Annotated in this window: 22 protein-coding genes; 9 read left to right on the forward strand and 13 right to left on the reverse strand. The window is 70.3% G+C overall.

Translation table 11 applies throughout. The annotated features are described in order from the left end of the window. Positions 1-33 precede the first annotated feature (33 nt). Positions 34-1,692 carry a phospho-sugar mutase gene (locus DNK54_RS07650; RefSeq protein ID WP_110206338.1) on the forward strand — a complete coding sequence of 553 codons (1,659 nt, stop codon included), beginning with the start codon at positions 34-36 and terminating at the stop codon, positions 1,690-1,692. 24 nt (positions 1,693-1,716) lie between these two features. Here the strand turns inward: DNK54_RS07650 and DNK54_RS07655 are convergent, their stop codons facing one another. Further along, a complete protein-coding gene (locus tag DNK54_RS07655; RefSeq protein ID WP_110206339.1) occupies positions 1,717-2,262 on the reverse strand; it encodes a hypothetical protein in 546 nt (181 codons plus the stop codon). Positions 2,263-2,359: 97 nt separating this feature from the next. Here DNK54_RS07655 and deoC point away from each other — a divergent pair, with 97 nt between their 5' ends. The 5 genes from deoC to DNK54_RS07680 all read left to right on the forward strand — a co-directional run bounded on the left by deoC (position 2,360) and on the right by DNK54_RS07680 (position 6,965). Further along, positions 2,360-3,358 (forward strand): deoxyribose-phosphate aldolase, encoded by a 999-nt coding sequence (gene deoC, locus DNK54_RS07660; RefSeq protein ID WP_239459975.1) that lies wholly within the window; start codon positions 2,360-2,362, stop codon positions 3,356-3,358. A gap of 92 nt (positions 3,359-3,450) precedes the next feature. Then, positions 3,451-4,857 carry an aldehyde dehydrogenase family protein gene (locus DNK54_RS07665; RefSeq protein ID WP_239459976.1) on the forward strand — a complete coding sequence of 469 codons (1,407 nt, stop codon included), beginning with the start codon at positions 3,451-3,453 and terminating at the stop codon, positions 4,855-4,857. Then, positions 4,857-5,726 (forward strand): aldehyde dehydrogenase family protein, encoded by an 870-nt coding sequence (locus tag DNK54_RS07670; RefSeq protein ID WP_110206342.1) that lies wholly within the window; start codon positions 4,857-4,859, stop codon positions 5,724-5,726. The genes DNK54_RS07665 and DNK54_RS07670 overlap by 1 nt, the downstream gene beginning before the upstream one ends. 56 nt (positions 5,727-5,782) lie before the next feature. After that, on the forward strand, positions 5,783-6,223 hold the full coding sequence (locus DNK54_RS07675) for a hypothetical protein (protein WP_110206343.1): 441 nt from the start codon (positions 5,783-5,785) through the stop codon (positions 6,221-6,223). Between the two features lie 142 nt (positions 6,224-6,365). Further along, complete coding sequence (locus DNK54_RS07680) at positions 6,366-6,965, forward strand: ATP-binding protein (protein ID WP_110206344.1); 600 nt, start codon at positions 6,366-6,368, stop codon at positions 6,963-6,965. Here DNK54_RS07680 and DNK54_RS07685 read toward each other — a convergent pair. After that, the gene (locus DNK54_RS07685) at positions 6,955-8,025 is read right to left on the reverse strand and encodes an adenosine deaminase (RefSeq protein WP_110206345.1); all 1,071 of its coding nucleotides are present in this window, start codon (positions 8,023-8,025) and stop codon (positions 6,955-6,957) included. The genes DNK54_RS07680 and DNK54_RS07685 overlap by 11 nt on opposite strands. 130 nt (positions 8,026-8,155) lie before the next feature. Here DNK54_RS07685 and DNK54_RS07690 point away from each other — a divergent pair, with 130 nt between their 5' ends. Continuing rightward, positions 8,156-8,608: a MaoC family dehydratase gene (locus DNK54_RS07690; RefSeq protein ID WP_110206346.1), complete on the forward strand. Its 453-nt coding sequence runs from the start codon at positions 8,156-8,158 to the stop codon at positions 8,606-8,608. Between the two features lie 5 nt (positions 8,609-8,613). Here the strand turns inward: DNK54_RS07690 and DNK54_RS07695 are convergent, their stop codons facing one another. The 11 genes from DNK54_RS07695 to DNK54_RS07745 form a co-directional block, all read right to left on the reverse strand. After that, on the reverse strand, positions 8,614-9,900 hold the full coding sequence (locus DNK54_RS07695; RefSeq protein WP_110206347.1) for a thymidine phosphorylase: 1,287 nt from the start codon (positions 9,898-9,900) through the stop codon (positions 8,614-8,616). A gap of 1 nt (position 9,901) precedes the next feature. Beyond that, positions 9,902-10,333: a cytidine deaminase gene (locus tag DNK54_RS07700; RefSeq protein WP_110206348.1), complete on the reverse strand. Its 432-nt coding sequence runs from the start codon at positions 10,331-10,333 to the stop codon at positions 9,902-9,904. Between the two features lies 1 nt (position 10,334). Further along, positions 10,335-11,633 carry an ABC transporter permease gene (locus DNK54_RS07705; RefSeq protein ID WP_239459977.1) on the reverse strand — a complete coding sequence of 433 codons (1,299 nt, stop codon included), beginning with the start codon at positions 11,631-11,633 and terminating at the stop codon, positions 10,335-10,337. Next, entirely contained in the window at positions 11,630-12,823 is a 1,194-nt protein-coding gene (locus DNK54_RS07710) for an ABC transporter permease (protein ID WP_110206349.1), read from the reverse strand. The genes DNK54_RS07705 and DNK54_RS07710 overlap by 4 nt, the downstream gene beginning before the upstream one ends. Further along, positions 12,816-14,354, reverse strand: coding sequence for an ABC transporter ATP-binding protein (locus DNK54_RS07715; RefSeq protein WP_110206350.1), 1,539 nt, complete (start codon positions 14,352-14,354; stop codon positions 12,816-12,818). Before DNK54_RS07715 ends, DNK54_RS07710 begins: the two co-directional genes overlap by 8 nt. A 78-nt stretch (positions 14,355-14,432) precedes the next feature. Beyond that, positions 14,433-15,551, reverse strand: coding sequence for a BMP family lipoprotein (locus DNK54_RS07720; RefSeq protein WP_162602343.1), 1,119 nt, complete (start codon positions 15,549-15,551; stop codon positions 14,433-14,435). A gap of 133 nt (positions 15,552-15,684) precedes the next feature. Next, positions 15,685-16,893: an amidohydrolase gene (locus DNK54_RS07725; protein ID WP_110206351.1), complete on the reverse strand. Its 1,209-nt coding sequence runs from the start codon at positions 16,891-16,893 to the stop codon at positions 15,685-15,687. Positions 16,894-16,913: 20 nt separating this feature from the next. Beyond that, positions 16,914-17,915 (reverse strand): methylmalonyl Co-A mutase-associated GTPase MeaB, encoded by a 1,002-nt coding sequence (gene meaB, locus DNK54_RS07730; protein WP_110206352.1) that lies wholly within the window; start codon positions 17,913-17,915, stop codon positions 16,914-16,916. A gap of 2 nt (positions 17,916-17,917) precedes the next feature. Continuing rightward, complete coding sequence (gene scpA, locus DNK54_RS07735; RefSeq protein ID WP_110206353.1) at positions 17,918-20,080, reverse strand: methylmalonyl-CoA mutase; 2,163 nt, start codon at positions 20,078-20,080, stop codon at positions 17,918-17,920. Then, positions 20,077-21,897: a methylmalonyl-CoA mutase family protein gene (locus DNK54_RS07740; RefSeq protein WP_110206354.1), complete on the reverse strand. Its 1,821-nt coding sequence runs from the start codon at positions 21,895-21,897 to the stop codon at positions 20,077-20,079. The genes scpA and DNK54_RS07740 overlap by 4 nt, the downstream gene beginning before the upstream one ends. 110 nt (positions 21,898-22,007) lie before the next feature. Then, on the reverse strand, positions 22,008-24,089 hold the full coding sequence (locus DNK54_RS07745; protein ID WP_162602344.1) for a serine/threonine-protein kinase: 2,082 nt from the start codon (positions 24,087-24,089) through the stop codon (positions 22,008-22,010). Positions 24,090-24,195: 106 nt separating this feature from the next. On the opposite strand from DNK54_RS07745, the gene DNK54_RS07750 reads away from it, so the two are divergent. Next, positions 24,196-25,251, forward strand: a complete 1,056-nt coding sequence (locus DNK54_RS07750; protein ID WP_110206356.1) for a glycosyltransferase — start codon at positions 24,196-24,198, stop codon at positions 25,249-25,251. A 118-nt stretch (positions 25,252-25,369) separates the two neighbouring features. Continuing rightward, positions 25,370-26,071, forward strand: a complete 702-nt coding sequence (locus tag DNK54_RS07755) for a succinate dehydrogenase cytochrome b subunit (RefSeq protein ID WP_110206357.1) — start codon at positions 25,370-25,372, stop codon at positions 26,069-26,071. Positions 26,072-26,076 lie beyond the last annotated feature (5 nt).

Raw genomic sequence — 26,076 nt, forward strand, 5'->3', positions numbered from 1 at the left:
CCGCTGCGACGTGAGCAGCGGTAGCGTTCGGCCATGACCTCGAGTGCTGACAACGCCGATCTCCTCGCCGCAGCTCGCGCCTGGCTCGTCGAGGACCCGGATCCGCAGACCCGTTCGGAGCTGGAGCAGCTACTGGCCACGGTGGAGGAGGGCGGCGACCTCGCCGAGCTCGCCGACGCCTTCCGCGCACCACTCGCGTTCGGCACCGCCGGCCTGCGTGGTCTCCTGGGGGCAGGCCCCAACCGGATGAACCGCGTCGTGGTCACCCGAGCGGCGGCCGGACTCGCGGCCCACCTGCTGGGCAGCGGCGCCGCCCCCGGCTCCCCGGTCGTCATCGGCTACGACGCCCGGCACAACTCCGACGTCTTCGCCCGCGACACCGCCGAGGTGATGAGCGGTGCCGGGCTGTCTGCCCACGTCATGCCCCGGCCACTGCCGACACCGGTGCTCGCCTTCGCCATCCGCGAGCTCGGCGCGGTCGCGGGCGTGATGGTGACCGCCAGCCACAATCCGCCGCGCGACAACGGCTACAAGGTCTACCTGGGCGATGGCAGCCAGATCGTCTCACCCGTCGACGAGCAGATCTCCGCGCGGATCGCGGCGGTCGGCCCCCTGGCCGAGATCCCCCGGGGCGACGCCGGCACCCCGGTCGCGGAGGCGGTGCTGGAGCGGTACGTCGCCACGGCCAGTGCCGTCGTACCCGCGGGAGCACGCGAGCTACGGGTGGTCTACACGCCGATGCACGGGGTCGGGAACGACACCACCATCGCGGCACTGCGCGGAGCAGGGTTCACCGACGTCCACGTGGTCAGCGACCAGGAGCAGCCCGACCCGGAGTTCCCCACCGTCGCGTTCCCCAACCCCGAGGAACCGGGTGCGATGGACCTCGCGATGGCACTCGCCGCGCAGGTCGACGCCGATCTCGTCGTCGCCAACGACCCGGACGCCGACCGGTGTGCAGCCGCCGTCCCGAGCCAGCACGGCTGGCGGATGCTCCGTGGCGACGAGGTCGGCGCTCTCCTCGGCGACCACCTCCTGAGCAGCGGCAAGCAAGGCGTCTACGCCCAGTCGATCGTCTCCTCCTCACTGCTCGGCAAGCTCGCAGCGGCAGCCGGCCAGCCGCACCAGGAGACCCTCACCGGCTTCAAGTGGATCGGTCGGATCCCGGGCCTGGCCTTCGGCTACGAGGAGGCTCTGGGCTACTGCGTCGACCCCGATCACGTGAAGGACAAGGACGGCGTCTCCGCTGCGGTCCTGCTCTGTCACGTGGCCGCACAGGCCAAGGCCGCAGGCCGGACCCTGGTCGACCTGCTCGACGACATCGCTCGCAGGCACGGCCTGCACGCCACCGACCAGGTCTCGGCGCGGGTCTCCGACCTCAGCCTGATCACCTCGGCGATGACCCGGCTGCGCGAGCAGCCACCGATCGAGATCGGTGGCCTCGAGGTGCTTCGTGTCGACGACCTCAGCCGCGGCTCCGGCGAGCTGCCGCCCACCGACGGGCTTCGCTACCACCTTGCCGACGGCGCCCGGGTGATCGTCCGGCCGAGCGGCACCGAGCCGAAGGTGAAGTGCTACCTGGAGGTCGTCGTACCGGTGGAGGAGGGAGGGGGCGTGGACGCGGCCCGCATCGTGGCCGCTGGTCGCCTCGACGCGCTCGGCGAGGGCATCCGTGCTGCCGCAGGGCTCTGAGTAGCCGTCGCGGCCGCTGGCTCCTTACGCGACCAGCAAGGCCGTCGCAACCACCGCGACCAGGGCGATGAGCGCAGCGATCCGCACCGGTGCCGGCTGCCGGGTGACCGGCCCGGCCGCGGCACCGAGCTCGCGCGCCTCGGCCGAGAGGTGCCGCAGCCGCTCCTCGACGAGATCGGCATAGTTGCTCAACGGATCCGCAGCCTTCGCCTTCATGATCTCCCGTCGGGTCCGGGCGATCGGCGCGAACGTGAGGCGGCCCCCCTCCGCCAGGCGCACCAGCATGGCCATCCGCACCTCCACGTCGCGGATCGACGCCAGCGGGACCCGGGTGGTGTGGAACGAGTGGTGCAGCTCCAGCCGACCGTCGCGCACCGCCGCATGCGGCTGCAGTACCGCCGACCAGACGACGAAGGCGAAGAGGACCAGCAAGGGCACCAACACGAGGTCGTTGCGCTGCCACCCGTTGCCCAGCACGCCGATCAGCGCGACCACTGCCAGACCCACCCCGAACCACCCCGCGAACCGCCCGTTGGAGGGCGGGAAGGTGTCGTGGTCCTTCGTGGACATGGGATCCTCCAGAGGGGTTTGTTGCAAGCCGATCACAGAACCCTACGAGGTGCTCGCACAGCCTGGCCGTTGCCGTCCCGGCCTCTATGCTGGAGCGGTGACGCAGACAACGACGACAGCGGCCTCGGACCAGTTCGCCGACGTGACCGCCTCCGACGCCACCCTGCGCCGGTTCCTGCACGGCCTGCCCGGTGTCGACCAGGTGGGTGCCGAGGCGCGTGCCGCGGGCCTCGGCACGCGCTCCATCAAGACGAGCGCCAAGGAGTTCGCCATCGACCTGGCGATCCGGATGGTCGACCTGACCACCTTGGAAGGCCAGGACACCCCGGGCAAGGTCCGCGCGCTGGCGAGCAAGGCGATGCGCCCGGACCCCGCCGACCCGACCTGCCCGCAGACCGCGGCGGTCTGCGTCTACCCCGACCTGGTGGCCACCGCCAAGGAGGTGCTGGGGGCCTCGGCAGACTCGACCACCGGCGCTCAGGTCAACGTGGCCGCCGTGGCGACGGCCTTTCCCAGCGGCCGGGCATCGCTGGCGATCAAATTGGCCGACACCCGCGACGCGGTGGCGGCCGGCGCTGACGAGATCGACATGGTCATCGACCGGGGCGCTTTCCTCTCCGGGCGCTACCTCCAGGTCTTCGAGGAGATCGTCGCCGTCCGCGAGGCCTGCGAGCGTCCCGATGGAAGCAGCGCGCACCTGAAGGTGATCTTCGAGACCGGCGAGCTCCAGACCTACGACAACGTACGCCGCGCCTCCTGGTTGGCGATGATGGCCGGAGGCCACTTCATCAAGACCTCCACCGGCAAGGTCCAGCCCGCGGCCACGCTGCCCGTCACACTGGTGATGCTCGAGGCGGTGCGCGACTTCCGCGCCGCAACCGGCCAGATGGTCGGCGTGAAGCCCGCCGGGGGCATCCGCACCACCAAGGATGCGATCAAGTACCTGGTGATGGTCAACGAGGTGGCCGGCCCCGACTGGCTCGACCCGGACTGGTTCCGCTTCGGTGCCTCGACGCTCCTCAACGACCTGCTGATGCAGCGCACCAAGATGCTCACCGGCCGCTACTCCGGTCCCGACTACTTCACCTTGGACTGATGATGGTTTCGACAGGCTCTACCCAGCGGGTTTCGACAGGCTCAATCACCGGCGGGTTCGACTACGCTCCCGCGCCCGAGTCCCGCGCGATCGTGGACATCAAGCCCAGCTACGGCCTCTTCGTCAACGGCGAGTTCGTCGACGGCGCCGGCGCCTCCTTCAAGACGATCAACCCGGCGACCGAGGAGGTGCTCGCCGAGATCGCCGAGGCGAACGCTGCCGACGTCGACGCCGCCGTACGCGCGGCCCGCCGGGCGTACGCCCGGGTCTGGTCGAAGATGCCGGGCAAGGAGCGCGCGAAGTACCTCTTCCGGATCGCCCGGATCCTCCAGGAACGGGCCCGGGAGCTGGCCGTGCTGGAGTCGATCGACAACGGCAAGCCGATCAAGGAGGCTCGCGATGTCGACGTACCGGTCGCCGCGGCGCACTTCTTCTACTACGCCGGCTGGGCCGACAAGCTCGAGTACGCACTGCCAGGAAATGCACACAGCGGCGTCAGGTCGCTGGGCGTCGCCGCCCAGGTGATCCCCTGGAACTTCCCGCTGCTCATGCTGGCCTGGAAGATCGCGCCGGCACTCGCCGCCGGCAACACCGTGGTGCTCAAGCCGGCCGAGACGACGCCGCTCACCGCTCTGCTCTTCGCCGAGATCTGCCAGCAGGCTGACCTCCCCGCCGGTGTGGTCAACATCGTCACCGGCGCCGGAGACACCGGCCAGGCACTCGTCGGGCATGCCGACGTCGACAAGGTCGCCTTCACCGGCTCGACCGAGGTCGGCAAGGCGATCGCACGCACCGTGGCGGGCACCGACAAGCGGGTCACGCTCGAGCTCGGCGGCAAGGCCGCCAACATCGTCTTCGACGACGCACCGCTCGACCAGGCGATCGAGGGCATCGTCAGCGGGATCTTCTTCAACCAGGGGCATGTCTGCTGCGCCGGCAGCCGCCTCCTGGTGCAGGAGTCGGTGGCCGACGAGGTGCTGGAGCGGCTCAAGTCCCGGATGGGCACGCTGCGTGTGGGCGATCCGCTCGACAAGAACACCGACATCGGCGCGATCAACTCTGCCGAGCAGCTGGCCCGGATCCGCGAGCTGTCGGCGATCGGCGAGCAGGAGGTGGCCGGCGAGCGTTGGTCACCGCCGTGCGAGCTGCCGGAACGGGGCTTCTGGTTCCCGCCGACGATCTTCACCGGTGTCACCCAGGCGCACCGGATCGCTCGTGAGGAGATCTTCGGGCCGGTCCTCTCCGTGCTGACCTTCCGCACCCCCGCCGAGGCGGTGGAGAAGGCCAACAACACGCCCTACGGCCTCTCGGCCGGCGTCTGGACGGAGAAGGGCTCCCGGATCCTCTGGATGGCCGACCAGTTGCGGGCCGGGGTGGTCTGGGCCAACACGTTCAACAAGTTCGACCCCACCAGTCCCTTCGGCGGCTACAAGGAGTCCGGCTACGGCCGCGAAGGGGGCCGCCACGGCCTCGAGGGCTACCTGAAGGGAACCGAGTGATGGCGCGCGTCGACGTCCGCAAGACCTACAAGCTCTACATCGGCGGGGCCTTCCCCCGTTCCGAGTCGGGCCACTCCTACGAGGTGACCGACAGCAAGGGAGCCTTCATGGCCAACGCGGCACTCGCCTCGCGCAAGGACGCCCGCGACGCGGTGGTGGCTGCCCGCAAGGCGTTCGGCGGCTGGGCCGCGCGCACGGCCTACAACCGCGCCCAGATCCTCTACCGGATCGCCGAGGTGATGGAGGACCGTCGACCGCAGTTCGTCGACGCGGTCTACCGCTGCGAGGGCGGCTCGACCGCACGGGCCAACAAGGTCGTCGACGAAGCGATCGACCGCCTGGTCTGGTACGCCGGCTGGGCCGACAAGATCGGCCAGGTCACCGGCAGCGCCAACCCGGTCGCGGGTCCCTTCTTCAACCTGTCGACCCCCGAGCCGACCGGTGTCGTCGCGGTGCTCGCCCCTCAGGCCTCCAGCCTGCTCGGGCTGGTCTCCGTGATCGCGCCCGCGATCACGACCGGCAATGTGGTCGTGGTCGTCTCCTCCCACCAGCGGCCGCTACCTGCGGTGACCTTCGCCGAGGTGCTGGCCACCTCCGACGTGCCCGGAGGGGTCGTCAACGTCCTCACCGGTGACGCGGCGACGGTCGGCCCGTGGCTGGCTGCGCATATGGATGTCAACGCGATCGACCTCACCGGTGTCGCGGGCGACGCGGAGCTGGCCCGCAACCTGGAGATCGCCGCTGCCGACAACCTCAAGCGGGTCCGCCGGGCTCCCGCGGCCGAGACGGACTGGTCGACCGAGCCGGGCCTGGAGCCGATGACCTGGCTGCTGGAGACCAAGACCGTCTGGCACCCAATCGGCATCTGACACTGCGCCAGCCCGATCCCTACAGCTGCGGCGCCTCGGTGGCCGTGGTTGCGCGCATGCTCGACGACCCTGGTTACGCCCAGCGCGTCGACGGGGCGTTCGCAAGCGAGGTACTGGCCACCCACCGGCGGCTGACCGGATGGCGTGACCCTCGGGGCGGCGTACAGCTGGCGTGGCCACGTGCTCTGGGCACTCCCCCATGGGCGCTGGCGCATGCGCTCGGCGCTCACTCCGGCCAGGTCCATCGGGTGCATCTCGTCCTGCCCTGGCAGCGGCCGCAGGCGCTCTCCCGGCTCCGACTCGCCGCAGCCACAAAGCCGGTGGCGCTCTACGTCGGCGACCGCTGGCTGCCCCGGCACGTGCTGCTCGTGCTCGACGCCACGCTGCGCGCCTACGATCCGGCGACCGGCGGCGGGCGCCTGCTCACGACGACCGACTTCGAGGAAGCGACCCTGCGCCCGGGCCGCTGGACCCATCCCTGGTTCTGGATCGGCTGACCCGCGTGCCCGCCGTTCCGCAGGACGTCCCCCGCAACGTCCTGCCCACCGGTCGCCCCAACAACCACCCCGCAGGACGTCCCCGCAGGAGCAGCCCGACGGACCGGGATAGTGGGGGCGGCGACGCCGTTAGAATCTCCCGGTGCGTGCACAGGTCATCGTCCTTGCTGGTCCCTCAGGTGCCGGCAAGTCCCGGCTCGCCGAGCGCACCGGCTTGCCGGTGCTACGGCTGGACGACTTCTACAAGGATGGAGATGACCCCTCCCTCCCCCGGATCGCCTCGGGCGCCAACAATGGGCTGGTCGACTGGGACCATCCGGACTCCTGGCTGCCTGCCGACGCGATCGCCACGATCGAGAAGCTCAGCCAGGACGGCTCCGCCGCTGTGCCGGTCTACGAGATCGCGCGCAACGGCCGCTGCGGCGAGCAGACCCTCGACCTCGGCGGCAGCCGCCTGTACATAGCGGAAGGGATCTTCGCTCAGGACGTCGTCGCCGCCTGCCGCGACCGCGGTCTGCTGGCGGCCGCGTTCTGCGTTCGCCAACGTCCGGTGGTCACCTTCTGGCGTCGCCTCACCCGCGACCTGCGCGAGCGTCGCAAACCGCCGCTGGTGCTGCTGCGTCGGGGGGTGGTGCTGATGCGCGCTCAGCGTGACGTCGTACGCGACGCCACGGCATTGGGATGCGCACCGGTCACGCCCGACCAGGCATATGCCCTGATCCGTCAGCTCCTCAGCGACTGAGCTCGGCGTAGCCGGGCTTGATCACCTCGTCGATGATCCGCAGCCGCTCGTCGAAGGGCAGGAAAGCGGACTTCATGGCGTTGATCGTGAACCACCGCAGGTCGTCGAAGCCATAGCCGAACGCCTCGGAGAGGGCATGCATCTCCGAGCTCATCGAGGTGCCGCTCATCAGCCGGTTGTCGGTGTTGACCGTCACCCGGAACCGAAGCTGCGTCAGCAGCCCGATCGGGTGCTCGGCGATCGAGGCGGCCGCCCCCGTCTGCACGTTGGAGGCCGGGCAGAGCTCCAGCGGGATCCGCTTGTCACGCACGTACGCCGCCAACCGGCCGAGCTGCACGCGCCCGTCGCCGTCGACCGTGATGTCGTCGACGATCCGCACCCCGTGGCCGAGGCGATCCGCACCGCACCACTGCAGCGCCTGCCAGATCGACGGCAGGCCGAACGCCTCGCCCGCGTGGATCGTGAAGTGGGCGTTCTCCCGCTGCAGGTACTCGAAGGCATCCAGGTGACGGGTGGGTGGGTAGCCGGCCTCGGCGCCGGCGATGTCGAAGCCGGCGACACCGCGGTCGCGCCAGGCGACGGCGAGCTCGGCGATCTCGCGCGAACGGGCCTGATGCCGCATCGCGGTGAGCAGCTGACGCATCACGATCCGCCCGCCACTGGCCGCCACCCCCTCGTCGAAGCCTCGCTGCACGGCAGCCACGACCTCGTCAAGGCTCAGGCCCTCGGCCACATGCTGCTCCGGGGCGTAGCGCACCTCGGCGTAGACCACGCCGTCAGCGACGAGATCCTCCACGCACTCCCGCGCCACCCGGGTCAGCGCCGCCTCTGTCTGCATCACGGCAACGGTGTGCTGGAACGTCTCGAGGTAGCGCTCCAGCGACCCGGAGTCGGCTGCCTCGGCGAACCAGCGCCCGAGACCGGCCGGGTCCTCGACCGGCAGCACATGGCCGCAGGTCGCAGCGAGCTCCGCGACCGTCTGGGGTCGCAGCCCACCGTCGAGGTGATCGTGCAACAGGACCTTGGGCGCCCGGCGGCACTCCTCACGCGTCAACGTCATAGCCCCATCATGGCGCAGTCGGGCGACCCGCGGGTCGCACTAGCCGCGCGTCGCCGTGCTGGGTAGGTTCTGCGTCATCGGAGCGCACGACGCGCCACGACTCTGCCGCCGTACGAGAGGGAGTCACACGATGAAGGTCTTCACCACGTTCGACGAGGTCGCCGCCGCTGCCGGCACGGAGCTCGGCACCTCCGAGTGGGTCACCATCGACCAGCGCCGGGTCAACCAGTTCGCCGACGCCACCGGCGACCACCAGTGGATCCATGTCGACCTCGAGCGCGCCAAGGAGGGTCCGTTCGGCGGCACCATCGCCCACGGCTACCTGACCCTCTCGCTGCTGCCGTGGCTGGGCAGCCAGGTCTTCACGCTGCAGACTCCGGGAGCCAAGCTCAACTACGGGGTCAACAAGGTGCGCTTCCCCAGCCCGGTCAAGGTCGGCTCGAAGGTCCGGGTCCGGGTCACCATGGGGCAGGTCGTCGACATCCCGAAGGGCAAGCAGCTCACCGTCAACCACGTCATCGAGATCGAGGGCGAGGAGAAGCCGGCGATGATCGCCGAGACCGTCGTCCTGCTACTGCCCTGAAGCTCCTAGGAGATCCGGTCGATCACCAGCGGGGACGGCTGGTACGTCGTCCCTGCTGGCGCGATCTCGTAGCCGCCCTCCAGCGCCTCGAGCGCACGGGGCAACCGCTCCGGCGTGTCCGTCTGCAGGGTGAAGAGCGGCGCACCGGCCACGACCTCGTCGCCGGGCCGTGCATGCCAGGTGACACCCGCAGCGGCCTGCACCGGGTCCTCCTTGCGCGCCCTGCCCGCACCGAGCCGCCACGCGGCGACGCCGACACTCAACGCGTCCAGCTCGGTGAGCACGCCGGAGCTCGGCGCCGTCACCACCTGCGTCTCCCGCGGGGTCGGCATCGCGGCGTCCGGGTCGCCGCCCTGGGCCCGAATCATCTGTCGCCACACGTCCATCGCCCGCCCCGAGGCAAGCACGTCCGCGGGGTCGACGTCGTCGCGTCCCGCGCCGGCGAGCATCTCGCGCGCCAGGGCCACGGTCAGCTCCACGACGTCGGCCGGGCCACCTCCGGCGAGCACCTCGACGGACTCGGCGACCTCGACGCCGTTGCCGGCCGTCAGACCGAGCGGGGTGGCCATGTCGGTGACCAGCGCGACCGTGGGGACACCTGCGTCGTGCCCCAGCGCGACCATCGTCGCTGCAAGCTCACGCGCGTCGTCGAGCTCCTTCATGAAGGCGCCGGAGCCGACCTTCACGTCAAGCACGAGGGAGCCGGTCCCCTCGGCGATCTTCTTCGACATGATCGAGGAGGCGATGAGCGGGATCGCCTCCACCGTGCCGGTGACGTCGCGTAGCGCGTAGAGCTTCTTGTCCGCGGGCGCTAGGCCGTCTCCGGCAGCGCAGATCACCGCACCGACCTCCTCGAGCTGACGAAGCATCTCGTCGTTGCTGAGCGCAGCCCGCCATCCCGGGATCGCCTCCAGCTTGTCGAGGGTGCCGCCGGTGTGGCCCAGGCCCCGCCCCGACAGCTGCGGTACGGCGACCCCACAGGCCGCGACCAGGGGCGCCAACGGCAGGGTGATCTTGTCGCCCACCCCGCCCGTCGAGTGCTTGTCGGCGGTCGGTCGGGAGAGCGCGGAGAAGTCCATCCGCTCGCCCGAGGCGATCATCGCCGTGGTCCACCGGGAGATCTCGGCGCGGTCCATGCCGTTGAGCAGGATCGCCATCGCCAGGGCGGCCATCTGCTCGTCGGCGACACCGCCGCGGGTGTAGGCGTCGATCACCCAGTCGATCTGCCCGGCGTCGAGCCGCCCCCCGTCGCGCTTGGTCCGGATCACGTCGACGACGTCGTGCTGCTCCATCTCACTCCCTCTCGGCCACGGCGGCCAGATCGTCGGGCCCGAACCCGTCGGGCAGTACCTCACGCATCGTGCGTACCCCGGAGACGGTCAGGCAGATCAGCTCGTTGCCGCCATGCTCGAAGAGCAGCTGACGACAGCGGCCACACGGCATGATCACGTCACCTCGGGCGTTGACGCACACGAAGTGGGTCAGCCGGCCGCCGCCGGTGGCATGGAGCGAGGAGACGAGTCCGCACTCAGCGCACAACGTGACGCCGTACCCGGCGTTCTCCACGTTGCAGCCGACCACGACCCGACCGTCGTCGACCCGCGCGGCCGCGCCGACCGGGTAGTGCGAGTAGGGCACGTAGGCCCGCCGGGCGACCTCGTCGGCAGCGGTGATCAGCGCCGGCCAGTCGTCGGCGGGGTCCCAGCTCTCCTGGTCCGGGTACACGTCAGCCCTTCACGTAGGGTTCGCCGTCGGCGGCCGGCGGGCGCACCCGGCCGACGAAGCCGGCGACGGCCACGATGGTGGCCAGGTAGGGCGCCGCTCCCAGCAGCTCGGTCGGCAGCTTGCCCGCGAAGCTCAACTGGTTCTGCAGGTTCCACATGAAGCCGAAGAAGACACCTGCGAACGTCGCGCCGACCGGATGCCAACGACCCATGATGACCGCCGCCAGCGCGATGAAGCCGGTGCCGGCAGACGCGTCGCGATCGAACGCACCGGTGGAGCCGACCGTGTAGAGCGCGCCGCCGAGACCGGCGAAGACACCGCCCAGGAGCACTGCCTGCCACCGCACCCGGTTGACGTTGATGCCGACAGTGTCGGCCGCCTTCGGGTGCTCGCCCACCGAACGCACCCGCAGACCCCAGCGCGTCTGGAAGAGCAGGAAGGTGACCAGCACGACCGATCCGTACATGACATAGATCAGCAGGTTCTGCTGGAAGAGCGCCGGCCCGATCACCGGGATATCGGCAAGGCCGGGGATCGAGATGGGCTTCAGGATCGGCGGGTCGTTGAAGTACTGCTTCACGGCCGGGTCGGTCGGGATCTGCCCGGCGAGGAAGGTGGTGAGACCGGTCGCCAGGGCAACGAGCACCACACCGAGCACGACCTGGTTCATCTGGTAGCGCAGTGCGAAGACACCCAGCAGGCTGGCCATCAAGACGCCGGCGACGATGCCGCCGACCAGTCCCATCTCGGCACTGTAGGCCAGGCTCGCAGCGACGGAGGCGAAGAAGGCACCCATCAGGAACTGGCCCTCGATCGCGATGTTGATGACACCGGCCCGCTCGCACAGGCAGCCGGCCAGCGCGCCCAGGACGATCGGCGCGGCGATGCGCACCGTGCCCGGCAGCGGGTTGGCGATCGAGGCGGCGAAGCCCTCCTGGTCGGCGTAGGCCCACATCAGGAAGCCCGCATAGAAGGAGAGACCCACCACCAGTGAGAGGATCCCGCCCAGCCAGCGGCGCGGATAGCGGTTGACCGCCGCCAGCACCAGCGCGACCGCGCTGATCGCGACCGTGATCCAGGAGACCCAGGTACCGTCCAACGGCTTGGGCGGCGAGTCCTTGCTGCGCTTCTCCGTCAGCAGGTAGGTGACGTTGGGGTCCTTGATGTCCAGCGTCATCCAGAGCAACAACACCAGGGCCAGCCCGAAGACGACGACCAGGCGGATCTGCCGGGCGACGTCGGCCCGGTCCCGCACCTGGGGTACGTCCTGCGTCGGGGGCGCCTCGACCAGCGCGCTCATCCGCCCCATCCCTTCGCCATCACGGTGCCACTAGCGTCACCACCACGCATCCGGGTGATGCCTCGGATCAAGGCCGGCGCGGCCACGAACAGCACGATCAGCGCCTGCAGGACCTGCGCCATCTCGGGTGGCACGCCCGCGCCGCTCTGCATCGCGAGCCCGCCCGAGGAGAGCGCCCCGAAGAGCAGGCCGGCCAGCACGGTGCCCAGCGGAGTCGCCCGGCCGAGCAGCGCGACGGTGATCGCCTCGAAGCCCACCTGCCCAGCGATGTTGTCGGTCACGGAGTCCTGCCGCCCCAACACGTTCATGGTGACCGCGAGCGCGGCCAGCATGCCGGCGATCATCATGCCCGCGACGTAGACCTTCGCCACGCTCATGCCCGCTGTGCGCGCCGCCTCGGGATTGGCGCCCACGGCACGCATCTCGAAGCCCAGGGTGCTGCGCTCGAGCAGCCACCACACGATGCCCGCGGCCACGATCGCCAGCAGCACGCCGAGGTGCAGCCCACCCACGGAGGGGAAGGTGGCGCTGTCCGCGACCGGCGGGCTCAGCAGGTTGTCGGAGTTGGGCCGCTGAAACGACTCCTTGGCCAGGAAGTAGAGGATCACGAACCCGGCCACGTGGTTGAGCATGATCGTCACGATCACCTCGTGAGCGCCGGTCTTCGCCTTCAGCAGGCCGGCGATGCCACCCCACAGCCCACCTGCCACCAAGGCGGCGAGCAGGGCGGCGGCCAGGTGGATACCGGGAGGCAGGTCGTAGTGGAAGCCGACGTAGCCACCGGCCAGCGCGCCGAGGAGCATCTGCCCCTGAGCACCGATGTTGAAGAGGCCCGCACGGAACGCGAGGCTCACGCCGAGGCCGGCACAGATGAGCGGCGCAGAGCGCTCGAGAGTACGCCGCAGCGCAGTGCCCGAGCCCACCGCACCGTCGACCAGGCTGCGGTAGGCGTCCCAGACCGCGGTGCCGGCGTACTTGAAGAAGTCCCACGGATAGCTGAAGAAGTACTTCAGCGAGTCGATGACGTCTTCGGTGGAGAAGATGATGAGGAGCGCGCCGACCAGCAGCGCGAGCACCACGGCGGCGATCGTGTCGACCACGGTCGGGAGCCACTGCGCGGGACCACGCGGTGGCGTCTCCTTGATCGGCTCGGGCGCCGGCGGCGCCTCCGTCTTGCCCTGTTCACTCATGGGTGGCCTCCTCCCCTGCCGGGGCTGCGACGCCGGGCCCGGCACCGGCCATCAGCAGACCGATCTCCTCGCGCGGGATGTCGGGCCCGACCACGCCGGCGATCCGGCCGTCGTACATGACCGCGATCCGGTCCGAGAGCGCGTAGATCTCGTCCAGCTCGGTCGAGACGATGATGACCGCGGTGCCCTGATCGCGCTCCGCGACGATGCGTTTGTGGATGAACTCGATCGACCCGACGTCGACTCCGCGCGTCGGCTGCGAGGCGATGAGGACCTTCAGCGGCCGGGAGAACTCCCGGGCGACGACGACCTTCTGCTGGTTGCCGCCCGACAGCGCGCTGACCGGCGTCTCGGCTGACTCCGTGCGGATGTCGAACTCGTCGATCCGATGGGTCGCGTTGCGGGCGATCGCCTCCAACGCCAGCGCACCACCGCGGGAGAACTCCGCGTTGCGGTAGAGGTCGAGGACGAGGTTCTCGCGCACGCTGAAGGTGCCGACGTACCCGTCGTGCGAGCGGTCCTCGGGGATGTAGCCGATGCCCGCGGCCAGCGACTTGCGCGGTCCCTGCTTGGTGATGTCGCGGCCGTCGAGCCGCACGGTGCCCGCGTCGGGCTTGACCAGGCCCATCAGCGCCTTGATCAGCTCGGTCTGGCCGTTGCCCTGGACGCCGGCGATGCCGAGCACCTCTCCGGCGTGCGCCTCGAAGGAGACGTCCTTGACGACCTGGTGGCCTCGCGGGTCGACGACCGTCATGCCCTCGACCGACAGCACCGCCTCGCCGACCTCGGCCTGGGGCTTGTCGACGCGCAGCTGGACCGAGCGACCGACCATCATCTCGGCGAGTTCGGCCTCGCTGGCGTCGGGACTCGCGGTGCCGACCACCTTGCCGCGGCGGATGACGCTGATCCGGTCGCCGACCGCCTTGACCTCGCGCAGCTTGTGGGTGATGAAGATGATCGAGGTGCCGCGCGCCTTGAGGTCGCGCATGATCCGCATGAGCTCGTCGATCTCCTGCGGGGTGAGCACCGCGGTCGGCTCGTCGAGGATCAGCACCTTGGCGTCGTTGGCGAGCGCCTTGAGGATCTCCACGCGTTGCTGCACACCGACCGGAAGGTCCTCGACGAGACGGTCCGGCTCGACTCGCAGACCGTGCTCCTGAGAGAGCTCGCGGACCCGGTCGGCAGCAGCCTTGCGGTTGAGCACGCCGGCGCCGCGGGTCTGCTCCCGGCCGAGCATCACGTTCTCGGCGACCGTGAAGACCGGCACGAGCATGAAGTGCTGGTGGACCATCCCGATCCCCGCGGCGATGGCGTCACTCGGGCTGGCGAAGGTGACCGGTTCCCCGTCGACCAGGATCTCGCCCTCCGTGGGGTCGAGCAGGCCGTAGAGCATGTTCATGAGCGTCGACTTGCCCGCCCCGTTCTCACCGAGCAGACAGTGGATCTCGCCGGGTTCGATGGCCAGGTCGATGCCATCGTTGGCGGTGAACGAGCCGAACCGCTTGGTGAGGCCCCGGATCTCGAGCTTCATCTCGCTCCTCTGCGTGGCGGTGGGACCCGAAAGGTCGGGGCGTGGTCACGCCCCGACCTCTCGGATCCGACTACAGGGTCAGCCGACGGTGATGGTGCCGTCGATGATCTGCTGGGTGAGCTCCTTGATCTTGGCGTCGAGCTCGGCGTCGATGTCGGCCTTCGGGCCGTACGGCGCCAGGCCCACGCCGCCGTTCTCCAGCGTGCCCTCGTAGGGCTCGTTGCTGAACTCGTCGTTGGCGGACTCGCGGATCGCCTCCAGCACGGAGACGTCCATGCCCTTGACCACCGAGGTCAGCAGGGAGTCGCAGTACTCGGCGGCCGACTTGCAGCCGTCGGTGTCGACCCAGATGCCCCACACGTCGTTGTCCTGGGCGGCCTGCAGGCCACCGAGACCGGCGGGACCGGCGACCGGGAAGATGACGTCGGCGCCCTGGCCGATCATCTCCTCGGCGAGGTTCTGGCCCTTGGTCTTGTCACCGAAGTCGTTGGTGAAGGAGCCGGTCTTCGGCTTGGCCGGGTCCCAGCCGATGACCTCGACGTTGGCGTCGTTGTCCTCGTTGTACTTCTGGACGCCCTTGTAGAAGCCGTCCATGAAGATGGTCACGGTCGGGATGTTGACCCCGCCGAAGGTGCCGACAACGCCGTTCTCGCTCTTGGCCGCGGCCAGGTAGCCGGCCAGGTAGGAGGGCTGCGCGGTGTCGTAGGTCAGTGCCTTGAGGTTCGCCGGCGCGGTGTTCTTGCCCGACTCGTCGAAGTAGGCGAAGTCGACGATCGAGTAGTCGATGTCCTTGTTCTTCTTCGCCGAGGCGAGGGTCGCGTCGCCGAGGAGGAAGCCGACGGTGGTGATGCTGTTGCAACCCGCCTGCACCATCTCGTTGATGTTGTCGGCGAACTCGGTCTGCGCGTGCGACTCGATCTCGCCGGTCTGGACGCCGAGCTGGTCCTTCGCCTGCACGAGGCCGTCGTGCGAGGTCTGGTTGAACGACTTGTCGTCGAAGCCGCCGTCGTCGGAGACCATGCAGGCCTTGAAGTCGGGGTGGCTCTCCGCGGGCGCCTCGGACGTGGTCTGGCTGGTCGGGGCGGTGGTCGGGTCGCCGCTGGCGTCCTTGTCCTTGTCGTTGTCCCGCTCGCCACACGCGGTGAGCGCGAGGGAGGTGACCAGAATGGCTGCAGCTACTCGTGCCGTCTTCTTCACGGCTGTCCTCCTGCTGGGGTTCGTAGGACGGCCGCGCCAGCGGCCACTCGGCAGCACATTAGGCCACCTGCCCCAGCACCGCGTCACGACACCGGAAATAGTTACCGTGCGGTGACCGAACGCCCCGAGGTGCTCACCGGCTGAGGGTCTGCACCGCGGCCTCGGCGAGCACCCGCGCCCCGATCGCGATCGCCCGCTCGTCGACCCGCAGGTCACCCTGATGCAGGTCGTAGGTAGGCCCTCCCGGCGTCCGGGTGCCCAGCCGGCCCATCGCCCCTGGGATCTTGTCCAGGTACCAGCCGAAGTCCTCGCCGCCCAGGCTCTGCCGGGTCGGCACGTGCCCGGCCTCGCCGAGCACCGACTCCACCGCACGCGCCAGCAGCCCAGTGGCAGCGTGCTCGTTGACCACCGGCGGGACGCCACGCTGGTAGGTGATATCGGCGGTGACGCCGTACGGCGCGACGATCTGGAGGACGAGCCCCCGCACCAGGTCCTCGGCGTCGGCCCAGGCCACCGCGTCGAGCATCCGGACGGTGGCGGCCACCTGGCCGGTCGCCGGGATGACGTTGTGCGCCGAGCCGGCCCGCACCATCCCCCAGACCAGACTCGCCCCCGCACGCGGGTCGAGCCGGCGGGAGAGGATGGCCGGGAGCTCCGTGAGCAGCTTCGCCAGGGCGAACGTGAGGTCTTCGGTGAGGTGCGGCCGGGAGGTGTGTCCGCCTCGCCCGCGCAGGGTCACGGTCAGCGCGTCGGCAGCCCCGGTGAGGGGCCCCTCCCGCAGGCCCACCTCGCCGACGTCGAGGCTCGGGTCGCAGTGCAGGCAGTAGACGTAGCCGACGTCGTCGAGGGCCCCGAGCGAGAGCATCTCGAGCGCTCCGCCCGGCATCACCTCCTCGGCGGGCTGGAAGAGCAGCCGGACCCGGCCGGGCAGCAGCCCCGCGGCATGCACCCGGGCGAGTGCCCAGCCGGCCGCCAGCAGTGCCGTCGTGTGCACGTCGTGACCGCAGGCATGGGCAACACCGGGCACCGTCGACTGCCAAGGGTCGCCGGTCAGGTCGTCGACCGGCAGGGCGTCGAGGTCGGCACGCAGCGCGACCAACGGACCGTTCTCGCCTACCTCCGCGATCAGCCCGCTGCGTGGCAGCCGGCGGACCCGCAGGCCCGCGCTCTCCAGCCGTGCCGCCACCCGCTCGGTGGTGCGCGCCTCCTGCCACGAGAGCTCGGGGTGCGCGTGCAGGTCGCGCCGGAACTCCAGCAGCTCCTGCTCCGACTCGGCGATGCAGCCGGCAATGAGGGCAGCCGCCGCGCTGGGAGCGTCGGGCTCGGTGGGTGAGGTGGACATCGGGGTCACTCTACGGCCGCTCAGGAGTCGTAGGCGGCGAGGATCAGGTCGGCCGCAGCGGGAGCCGACAGCGTTCCGGCCAGCACCTGGGCCGCGATCTCCTCGCGGACCGCGGCCACCGACTCCGAGCGACGCAGCCGGTCGAGCAGCTGGTCGCGCACCAGGCTCCAGGTGAAGTCGAGCTGCTGCTTGGCCCGCTTCCCCCGCAGGCCCTCGACGCCGAGGTGCTCGCGGTGCGCGAGGATCCGCTGCCAGACGTCGTCGACGCCGACGCCGGTCAGGCCGGAGCAGGTGATCACCGGCGGCGCCCACTCCTGCGGGCCGCGCACCATCCGCATCGCTCCGGCCAGCTCGCGGGCCGCAGCGCGGGCCTCACCGGCCCGGTCGACGCCCCCGCCGGACTCGGAGTCGGCCTTGTTGACGGCGATGACGTCGGCGATCTCCAAGATGCCCTTCTTGATGCCCTGCAGCTGATCGCCGGTGCGGGCCAGGGTGAGGAAGAGGAAGGTGTCGACCATCCCGGCGACGGTGATCTCCGACTGGCCGACGCCCACCGTCTCGACCAGCACGACGTCGTACCCGGCCCCTTCGAGGACGCTCATCGCCTGCGAGGTCGCCGCCGCCACACCGCCCAGGGTGCCGGCCGACGGCGAGGGTCGAATGAAGGCGTTCGGATCGACGGAGAGCCGCGCCATCCGGGTCTTGTCGCCGAGCACCGAGCCGCCGGTGCGCACGGACGAGGGATCGACAGCGAGGACGCCGACCCGGTGACCGGCCTCGGTCAGGTGCGTGCCCAGGGCCTCGATGAAGGTGGACTTGCCGACGCCGGGCACGCCCGAGATGCCGACCCGGATGCTCGGCTCGGCGGGCTGGTGCTCGGCCAGCGCGGCCAGCAGCTCGCGGGCGGCGACCCGGTGCCGGTGCGCGGTCGACTCCACCAGCGTGATCGCCCGGGAGACGGCGGCGCGGCGCCCGTCCCGGAGCTCCGGGACGAGCGCCGCGACATCGATGTCACGTGCCATCGTCAGCTGGCTGCGCGCAGTTGCTCGAGCAGGTCGAGCGCCGAGTCAGCGATCACAGTGCCGGGCAGGAACACCGCTGCCGCACCCATCTCCTTGAGCGTGGCGACGTCGTCGGGCGGAATCACCCCGCCGATGACGATCATGATGTCGTCGCGACCGAGGTCGGCCAGCGCCTGCTTGAGTGCCGGCAGCAAGGTCAGGTGACCGGCGGCCAGCGACGAGACCCCCACGATGTGCACGTCGGCGTCGACGGCCTGCTGGGCGACCTCCTCGGGCGTGGAGAAGAGCGGTCCGACGTCGACGGTGAAGCCCATGTCGGCGAAGGCGGAGACGACCACCTTCTGGCCCCGGTCGTGCCCGTCCTGGCCCATCTTGGCCACCAGGATCCGCGGCCGACGGCCCTCGGCCTCCTCGAACTCCGCGGTCGCGGCAAGAACCTGCTCGAGCTTGGCGTCGCCGGCTTCGGCGGAGGTGTCGCGGTACACACCGGAGATCGTACGGATCACCGCTTGGTGGCGGCCGTAGACCTTCTCGAGGGCGTCGGAGATCTCGCCGACCGTCGCCTTGGCCCGCGCCGCGTCGACCGCGAGGCCGAGCAGGTTGCCGTCGAGCGAACCCCCGCCCACCGGACCGCGCTCGGCGGAGTTGGTCAACGCCTCGAGTGCACGACGCACCTCGTCCTCGTCGCGCTCCGCGCGCAGCCGTTCCAGCTTCGCGATCTGCTGGCGGTACACCGAGTCGTTGTCGACCTTGAGGACGTCGAGTGGATCCTCGTCGGCCAGGCGGTAGGTGTTGACGCCGATCACCTGCTGGGCGCCCGAGTCGATCCGCGCCTGCGTACGTGCGGCCGCCTCCTCGATGCGCATCTTCGGGATGCCCTGCTCGATCGCCTTGGCCATGCCGCCCGCGGCCTCGGCCTCCTGGATGTGCGCCCAGGCGCGCTCTGCCAGGTCGTGGGTGAGCTTCTCCACGTAGTAGGAGCCCGCCCACGGGTCGATGATCTCGGTCGTACGCGACTCCTGCTGCAGCATCAGCTGGGTGTTGCGGGCGATACGGGCCGAGAAGTCGGTCGGTAGCGCGATCGCCTCATCGAGCGCGTTGGTGTGCAGTGACTGGGTGTGCCCCTGGGTCGCGGCCATCGCCTCGATCGCGGTGCGCTGCACGTTGTTGAAGACGTCCTGGGCAGTGAGCGACCAGCCGGAGGTCTGGCTGTGGGTGCGCAGGGAGAGCGACTTCGGGTTCTTGGGGTCGAACTCGCGCACCAGCCGGGCCCACAGGGCACGGGCGGCACGCATCTTGGCGACCTCCATGTAGAAGTTCATGCCGATCGCCCAGAAGAACGACAGGCGCGGCGCGAACTTATCGATGTCGATGCCGGCGTCCAGCCCTGCCCGGATGTACTCCACGCCGTCTGCCAGGGTGTAGGCCAGCTCCAGGTCCTGGGTCGCCCCGGCCTCCTGGATGTGGTAGCCGGAGATCGAGATCGAGTTGAACCGCGGCATCCGCTGAGAGGTGAACGCGAAGATGTCGGCGATGATCCGCATCGACGGCGCCGGCGGGTAGATGTAGGTGTTGCGGACCATGAACTCCTTGAGGATGTCGTTCTGGATGGTCCCGGCGAGCTGCTCGGGCGCGACGCCCTGCTCCTCAGCCGCGGCGATGTAGAGCGCCAGCACCGGCAGGACGGCGCCGTTCATCGTCATCGAGACGGACATCTGGTCCAGCGGGATGCCGTCGAAGAGCACCCGGGTGTCGTAGATCGAGTCGATCGCCACACCTGCCATGCCCACGTCGCCGCGCACCCGCGGGTGGTCGGAGTCGTAGCCGCGGTGCGTGGCCAGGTCGAAGGCGACCGAGAGGCCCTTCTGCCCCGCAGCCAGGTTGCGGCGGTAGAACGCGTTGGACTCCTCGGCAGTGGAGAAGCCGGCGTACTGGCGGATCGTCCACGGCTGCGTGGTGTACATCGTCGGGTACGGACCGCGCAGGAACGGGCTGAGCCCGGGCCAGGTGTCCAACGCGTCAAGGCCGTCGAGGTGCTCGGGCCCGTAGACCGGGAGCACCGGGATGCCCTCGGGAGAGGCCCACGCCTCACCCGAGGCGACGGGACCACTGGTAACCGTGCCGCCGTCGAGCGGCAGGCCGGCGAAGCTCTCGGGGATGCTCATGAGAGGGACTCCCTCGTGTTGGTGAGGAACTCGAGCGCGTTGACGCCCACCGCGCACGAGTCGTCGATCAGATCTGCGGCCACGGTGCTCTCCCCCGGCTTGCCGGCGAGGATGACCCGGCGGGCACCGGCAGCACGCAGTGCCTCGGCTGCCGCCGCACCCCACGCGGCGTAGGTCTTGTCGGCACCGGCCAGGCAGACCACGGCCTGCCCGTCGTACGCCGCCACGAGGGCGTCCACGTCGGCCGTGGCACCGGCCACGTCGACCGCGATCCCGCCCGCCGCGAACAGGTTCGAGGCGAAGGTGGCGCGGGCCGTGTGCGAGGCGACCGATCCCAGGGTGGCCAGGAAGACCCGGCCGTTGGCGGGCTCGTCACGCAGCGCCTCGAACGAGGCGCCGTAGCGGCGCACCTCGTCGGCGTCCGGGTTCACCGCGCGCTCGGGGAGCTCCTCGCTCAGGTTCGGGAACTCCGAGACACCGGTCAACGGACGCTTGCGGCGCGCGATCTCGGCCTCGCGGGCCTCGACCACCTTCTCCACCCGGGCCAGCAGCGAGCCGTCCTCAAGGGCCGCGACGATCCCGCCGGCGGCCTCGATCCGGCCGAACTCCTCCCAGCCCGCACGGGCCAGGTCGTCGGTCAGGCGCTCGACCGCGTAGGAGCCGCCAGCAGGGTCGGCGACCTTGGCGAGGTGGGATTCGGAGATCAGCAGCGAGGACGTGTTCCTGGCGTTGCGACGCCCCAGCACGCTCGGCTGGCCCAGCGGCTCGTCGAACGGAAGCACCGTGATCGCCTCGGCTCCGCCGACGCCGGCGGCGAAGGCCGCCACGGTGGTGCGCAGCATGTTCACGTAGGGGTCGTACTTGGCCATCATCGGCCGGCTGGTGACCGCGTGCTGGCGCTGCCCGCCGGCCGCCGCCGAGGCGCCCGACAGCTCGGCCACCCGCGCCCAGAGCCGACGGGCTGCGCGGAACTTCGCGATCGTCGGGAACTGCTCGGCCGTCGCGGCGTACCGGAACTCGATGAGGGCCAGCGCCTCGTCGATACCGGCTCCAGCGGCCACGAGCCGGCGCAGGTACGCCGCCCCGACGGCGAGGCTGTAGCCGAGCTCCTGTGCGTCCGAGGCGCCCTGATCGTGGAGGGCGCTGCCGTCGACGACCACGCCGAGTGTGCCTGCACGGCGGGCCAGCGCGGCGACGGCGTCGACGACGTCGAGACTGATCGCCCCTTCGCCGCGCACCTGCGCGCCGATCGGGTCGGCGCCGAGGTTGGTGCCCTCGGCCGGGGTGACGTCGAGCTCCGTCAGCAGCGCGACGTACGCCTCCGCTGCGGCGATCGGGTCCTCCGGTGCGTCGATCGTGACGGGGGCCAGATCGAGGAAGACCCCCTGCAGCGCAGCGCCGAGGTCGGCGGGCGCCAGGGTGCCACCGACCTGGAGCCACAGCGAGTTCACGCCGTTCTCGAGGTCGAGGAGCGCGGCTTCGTTGAGGGCCTTCGCGGCGAGCCCGGAGAAGTGGGCTCGGATGTCCCAGCCGATCTCGGGCTTCTCGGCCAGCCGGCCTCGGGTGAAGGGGGCGGCCCCCGGGACGCCGGTCGGTGCCGCCTCGGCAGCGCCAGCCGGCGTGCCGATCGGGGCCACGGCGATGCCGTCGAGCGTGGTGCGGGTGAGCTTGTCCCACACCGCGGTGTCAGGGTCGGCCTCGGTCATGCGGCCCGACTTGCGGAGGACGGCCGCAGTGGCCTTCTCCCAGTCGGCTGCGCTGTACGTGTCCCCAGCGGAGACGAGGGCGAGGCGATCCGATGCGGATCCAGAAGTCATGGGTCGCACAATAGGACGCCAACGGCGCCGAACGCCCATTGGCCTCGGATGCTGGAACGTGATCGTCCACACTCCGGAGGACGGCCGACGGACCTACTCGTCAGTAGCGATCAGCCGGCGTTGCGGACGAGGAAGCCCGCCTCTCGGCAGTCCGGCCGCAGACACTCGGGCGATGCGACGAGCACCGGTTCCTCGAACGCCGAACCGGTGGAACGGTGCCACACGATGCCGAGCGTGCCCGTCTTCTCATCGGGACCGTCCAACGACACGATGTCGTCCCGGCCGTCTCCGTCGACGTCGCTGGCCGCCAGTCTCGGGGAGATGTAGGACTCGAGGGCGACCGTGGGCTCGGCCCAGGTGCGCGGGGTGACGAAGGAGCCCTGCGCGAACTCGGTCACCGTCAGCCCGACGCCGAAGCCGTCGTCCATCTTCATGTGGATCATCGCGACCAGCTCGTCGGCGCCGTCACCGTCGACGTCCGCCGCGACGTAGTCGCTGAGCAAGGTGCCATAGACCTTGTCGTCGATGATCGTGCCCCGCTGCTTGGCGAACCCGTCACCGGTGGAGAGGAACGGCCGCACCAGGATCCCGTCCTTGTTGCGGTCCCGGATCGCGTAGACGTCGTCCAGTCCGTCGCCGTCGAGGTCGCCGATGCCGAGCAGGTCAGAAGTGTTGTCGCGCTTGCTGCCCCGCCAGGAGAACTCGACCGGGTCGGCGAAGGCGCCGTCGTCCCCGCTGCGGGCGACCGCCAGCACGAGGTAGTTGTCCTGCCGCTGCGTCGGCACCAGCAGGTCGTCGCGTCCGTCGCCGTCGAAGTCGCCGAGGCCGTAGCTGGCCGCGGTGAAGATCTCCGTGTTCACTGACAGCCGCTGGGTGCGCGGCTTCGCCGGGCCCTCGTCGGTCCCCAGCCAGGTCCGCACCTGCAGCGAGCGCTCGTCCTCGCTCTCCGTCACCTCCACGAGGTCCATGCGGCCATCGCCGTCGACGTCGCCCGACCAGGTGTTGCGTTCGCGCTGCCCCATGTCCTCGACCGGCCCCTCGAAGGAGGACGCGTCGGCGGCCGCGGTCCACAACTGCTGGGGAAGCCCTTTGATCTCTGCGCCGTCCGCCCAGATCCGGCTCAGCCGGACATCCCCGTGGCCGTCGTTGTCCCAGTCGCCCGTGACCGGGTTCTCGATCGCGGCGGGGCCGGACCGGTCGCCCGCGTCGTCCGCCTGGGTGAGGCCCCACCAGAGCCCGCCGCCGGCCAGAGCCAGCGCCAGCACGGCGATGCCCGCGACCAGCGCCTTGCGGCCGCGTCGAGGCGACCCGGGAGTGGACGCGACCGCCCGGAACGCCGTACCGGACACGCCGTGGTCACCGCCGCCACGGGCGAGTTCCATCAGGTCGCGCCGGAAGTCGGCAGCCGAGGCATAGCGCGCCTCGGGTTGCTTCGCCAACGCGCGGGCGAGCACGGCGTTGACCCGTGCGGTCGCCGGGCCCGGGCCCTCAAGCATCGGGATCGGTTGGCTGGAGTGCGCGATCGCGACCTCTACATCGGAGCCGGAGTACGGCGCGTGCCCGGTCAGGCAGGCATAGAAGAGACACCCGAGCGCATAGATGTCGCTCGCCTCCCCGGCCGGTTCCCCGCGGGTGCGCTCCGGGGAGAGGTACTCCCAGCTGCCGGCGACGTCGCCGGCACGGGTCATCGGATCCTGGCCGTCGCTCTTGGCGATGCCGAAGTCGCTCAGGTAGGCGAACGGCTCGCCGGCGGGATCGCGCAGCAGCACGTTGGCCGGCTTCACGTCCCGGTGCACGACGCCGGCCGCATGGGCAGCAGCCAGCGCCCCGGCGACCTGGGCACAGATCTCGGCGGCGACGGCAAGCGGGAGCGCCCCGTTCGCCAGCAGCGCGCCCAGATCCCCTGCCGGCACGTACTGCATCGCCAGGTAGGGCACGCCGTCGACCTCCCCGTGGTCGAAGATCGTGATGATGTGCGGCGAGTCCAGCTGCGTGAGGATCTCCGCCTCGCGGTGGAAGCGCCGGAGGAACTCCTCGTCGCCGGCGAGCCGGCCCGAGACGAGCTTCAGCGCGACCTTGCGCTGGAGCTGCGTGTCGGTCGCGAGGTGGACGACGCCCATCCCGCCGATGCCGAGTTGCCGCTCGATGCGATAGCGACCGAAGAGCCCGCCCGCTGTCGACGCATCCACCATCAGTCCCACTCTTCCTGTCCCAGGGTCGCCGAATCGTCTTGGGGTCGGCACTCCCCGTTGCTCGGGTTGTCACCCCATCGTCACCAAGACCCGGCACCTTGAAACCATGAGCAGGGTCGTGCTGGTCACCGAGGCGTTCCACCCGGCCGTCGACGAGTCGACGATCACCGTCCGCCACCTGGCGGACGAGCTGGTGAAGGTCGGCCACCAGGTCCTGCTGATCAGTGCCGCTCCCGGCATGGCCGTCTATCGGCGAAGCCGGGTCGTCCGGATCCGCCCCTGGGAGCCGGTGGGCTCCCAGGTCCGCGCCGGACTCAGCGAGTTCCGCCCCGACCTGGTCCTCGTCGCCTCCCCCGGGACGATCGGCCGCAAGGCGTTGAAGCACGCCCAGCGCCTCGGCGTACCTACGGTCAGCCTGGAGCACCGCGCTCCGAACGAGCTCTCAGTGGAGCCGTGGCAGACCAGGGTGCCCGGGCGCAGCGACCTCCTGCTCACGGTGAGCAGGTGGCAGCAGCTTCGCTTGACCGAGACCGGCCACGACTGCCTCGCCTGGCAGCCCGGGGTCGACCTCGACACCTTCACCCCGGAGGCTCGCGAGCCCCACCTGCATGCGCGGTGGGCCCGCACCCACCACCCGGAGGGGCCGCTCACGGCGGTCGGGTACGTCGGTCCGCTACGCCGGCGGGACGGCGTACGGCGGCTCCAGGAGCTCAACGCGCTTCCGGGGATACGGCCGGTGGTGATCGGCCATGGCCGTCAGCGCGAGTGGCTGCGCGACCGGATGCGCCGGATCACCTTCCTGCCGGACCTCAGCAGCGTCGAGCTGGCTCGGGCCATCGCCTCGCTCGACGTGCTCGTCCATCCGGGCGAGGAGCTCACCTCCGGCCATGCGGTGCGGGCCGCGACGGCGTGCGGCGTACCCGTCGTCGCCGCGCGAGCCGGCGCGGCGCCCGAGCTCGTGCGTCATCTCGAGACCGGGCTGCTCTTCGAGCCTCGCGCGGACGAGTTCGTCGACGAGGTCGCAGCCCTGGTGAGCGACCGTTCGCGGGCGGAGTTCGGCAGGCACGCGCGGGCCGAGGCGGAGCGGCGTACCTGGGCGGCGGCGACCGGCGAGCTGCTCGATCTCGTCGCCCCGCTCCTGGCGCCTGCGCGCGCCGCGTGAGTATGGGTTAGGCTAACCTAAAGTTCTGACGACTCGTCAGTAACCGGATCTTTCTCACACTCCTCGTTTGGCACCGCCCGGCACAATCGGGCCTTTGCTAGGGGTAGCCTGAGGTCTCGTGGCTACCCCGACTCTCATCAAAGGCGGCCGGTCGACGCGATCCACGATCGCTCTGAAGCTCCTGATGGCCGTCACCGGCCTGGTCTTCATCGGCTACGTGCTGCTGCACATGTACGGCAACCTCAAGGTCTTCGCAGGCCAGGATGCCTTCGACACCTACGCGCACCACCTGCGCACCTTCGGGGAGCCGATGCTCCCGCACAAGGGGCTGCTGTGGATCATCCGCGTGGTGCTCCTGCTCTCGATCATCGGACACGCCTACGCGGCGTTCACGCTCTGGGCCCGCGCCAACAGCGCCCGCACGAGCAAGTACGTCGTGAAGAAGGCCGTGGCTGCCACCCTCAGCTCGAAGATGATGCGGTGGGGCGGTGTCGCGCTGCTGCTCTTCGTGGTCTTCCACCTGCTGCACCTGACCACCCACACCATCAACGTCAACGGTGACCCGGAGTCGCCGTACGACCGGGTCGTCAGCTCCTTCCAGCCCGAGCAGTGGTGGGTCGCGGCGATCTACCTGCTCGCGATGGTCGCCCTGGCCATGCACCTGCGCCACGGCGTGTGGAGCGCCTGCCAGACGCTGGGTCTGACCAACAACGCCCGAAGCCGGATGCGCGCCAACAGCGTCGCGGTCTTCGTGGCCGTGCTGGTGGCCGGCGGCTTCGCGCTCGTGCCCCTGTCCATCCTCTTCGGCATCGTCGACTAAGGGCT

This window comes from Nocardioides daejeonensis, from assembly GCF_003194585.1.
Taxonomy (GTDB): domain Bacteria; phylum Actinomycetota; class Actinomycetes; order Propionibacteriales; family Nocardioidaceae; genus Nocardioides; species Nocardioides daejeonensis.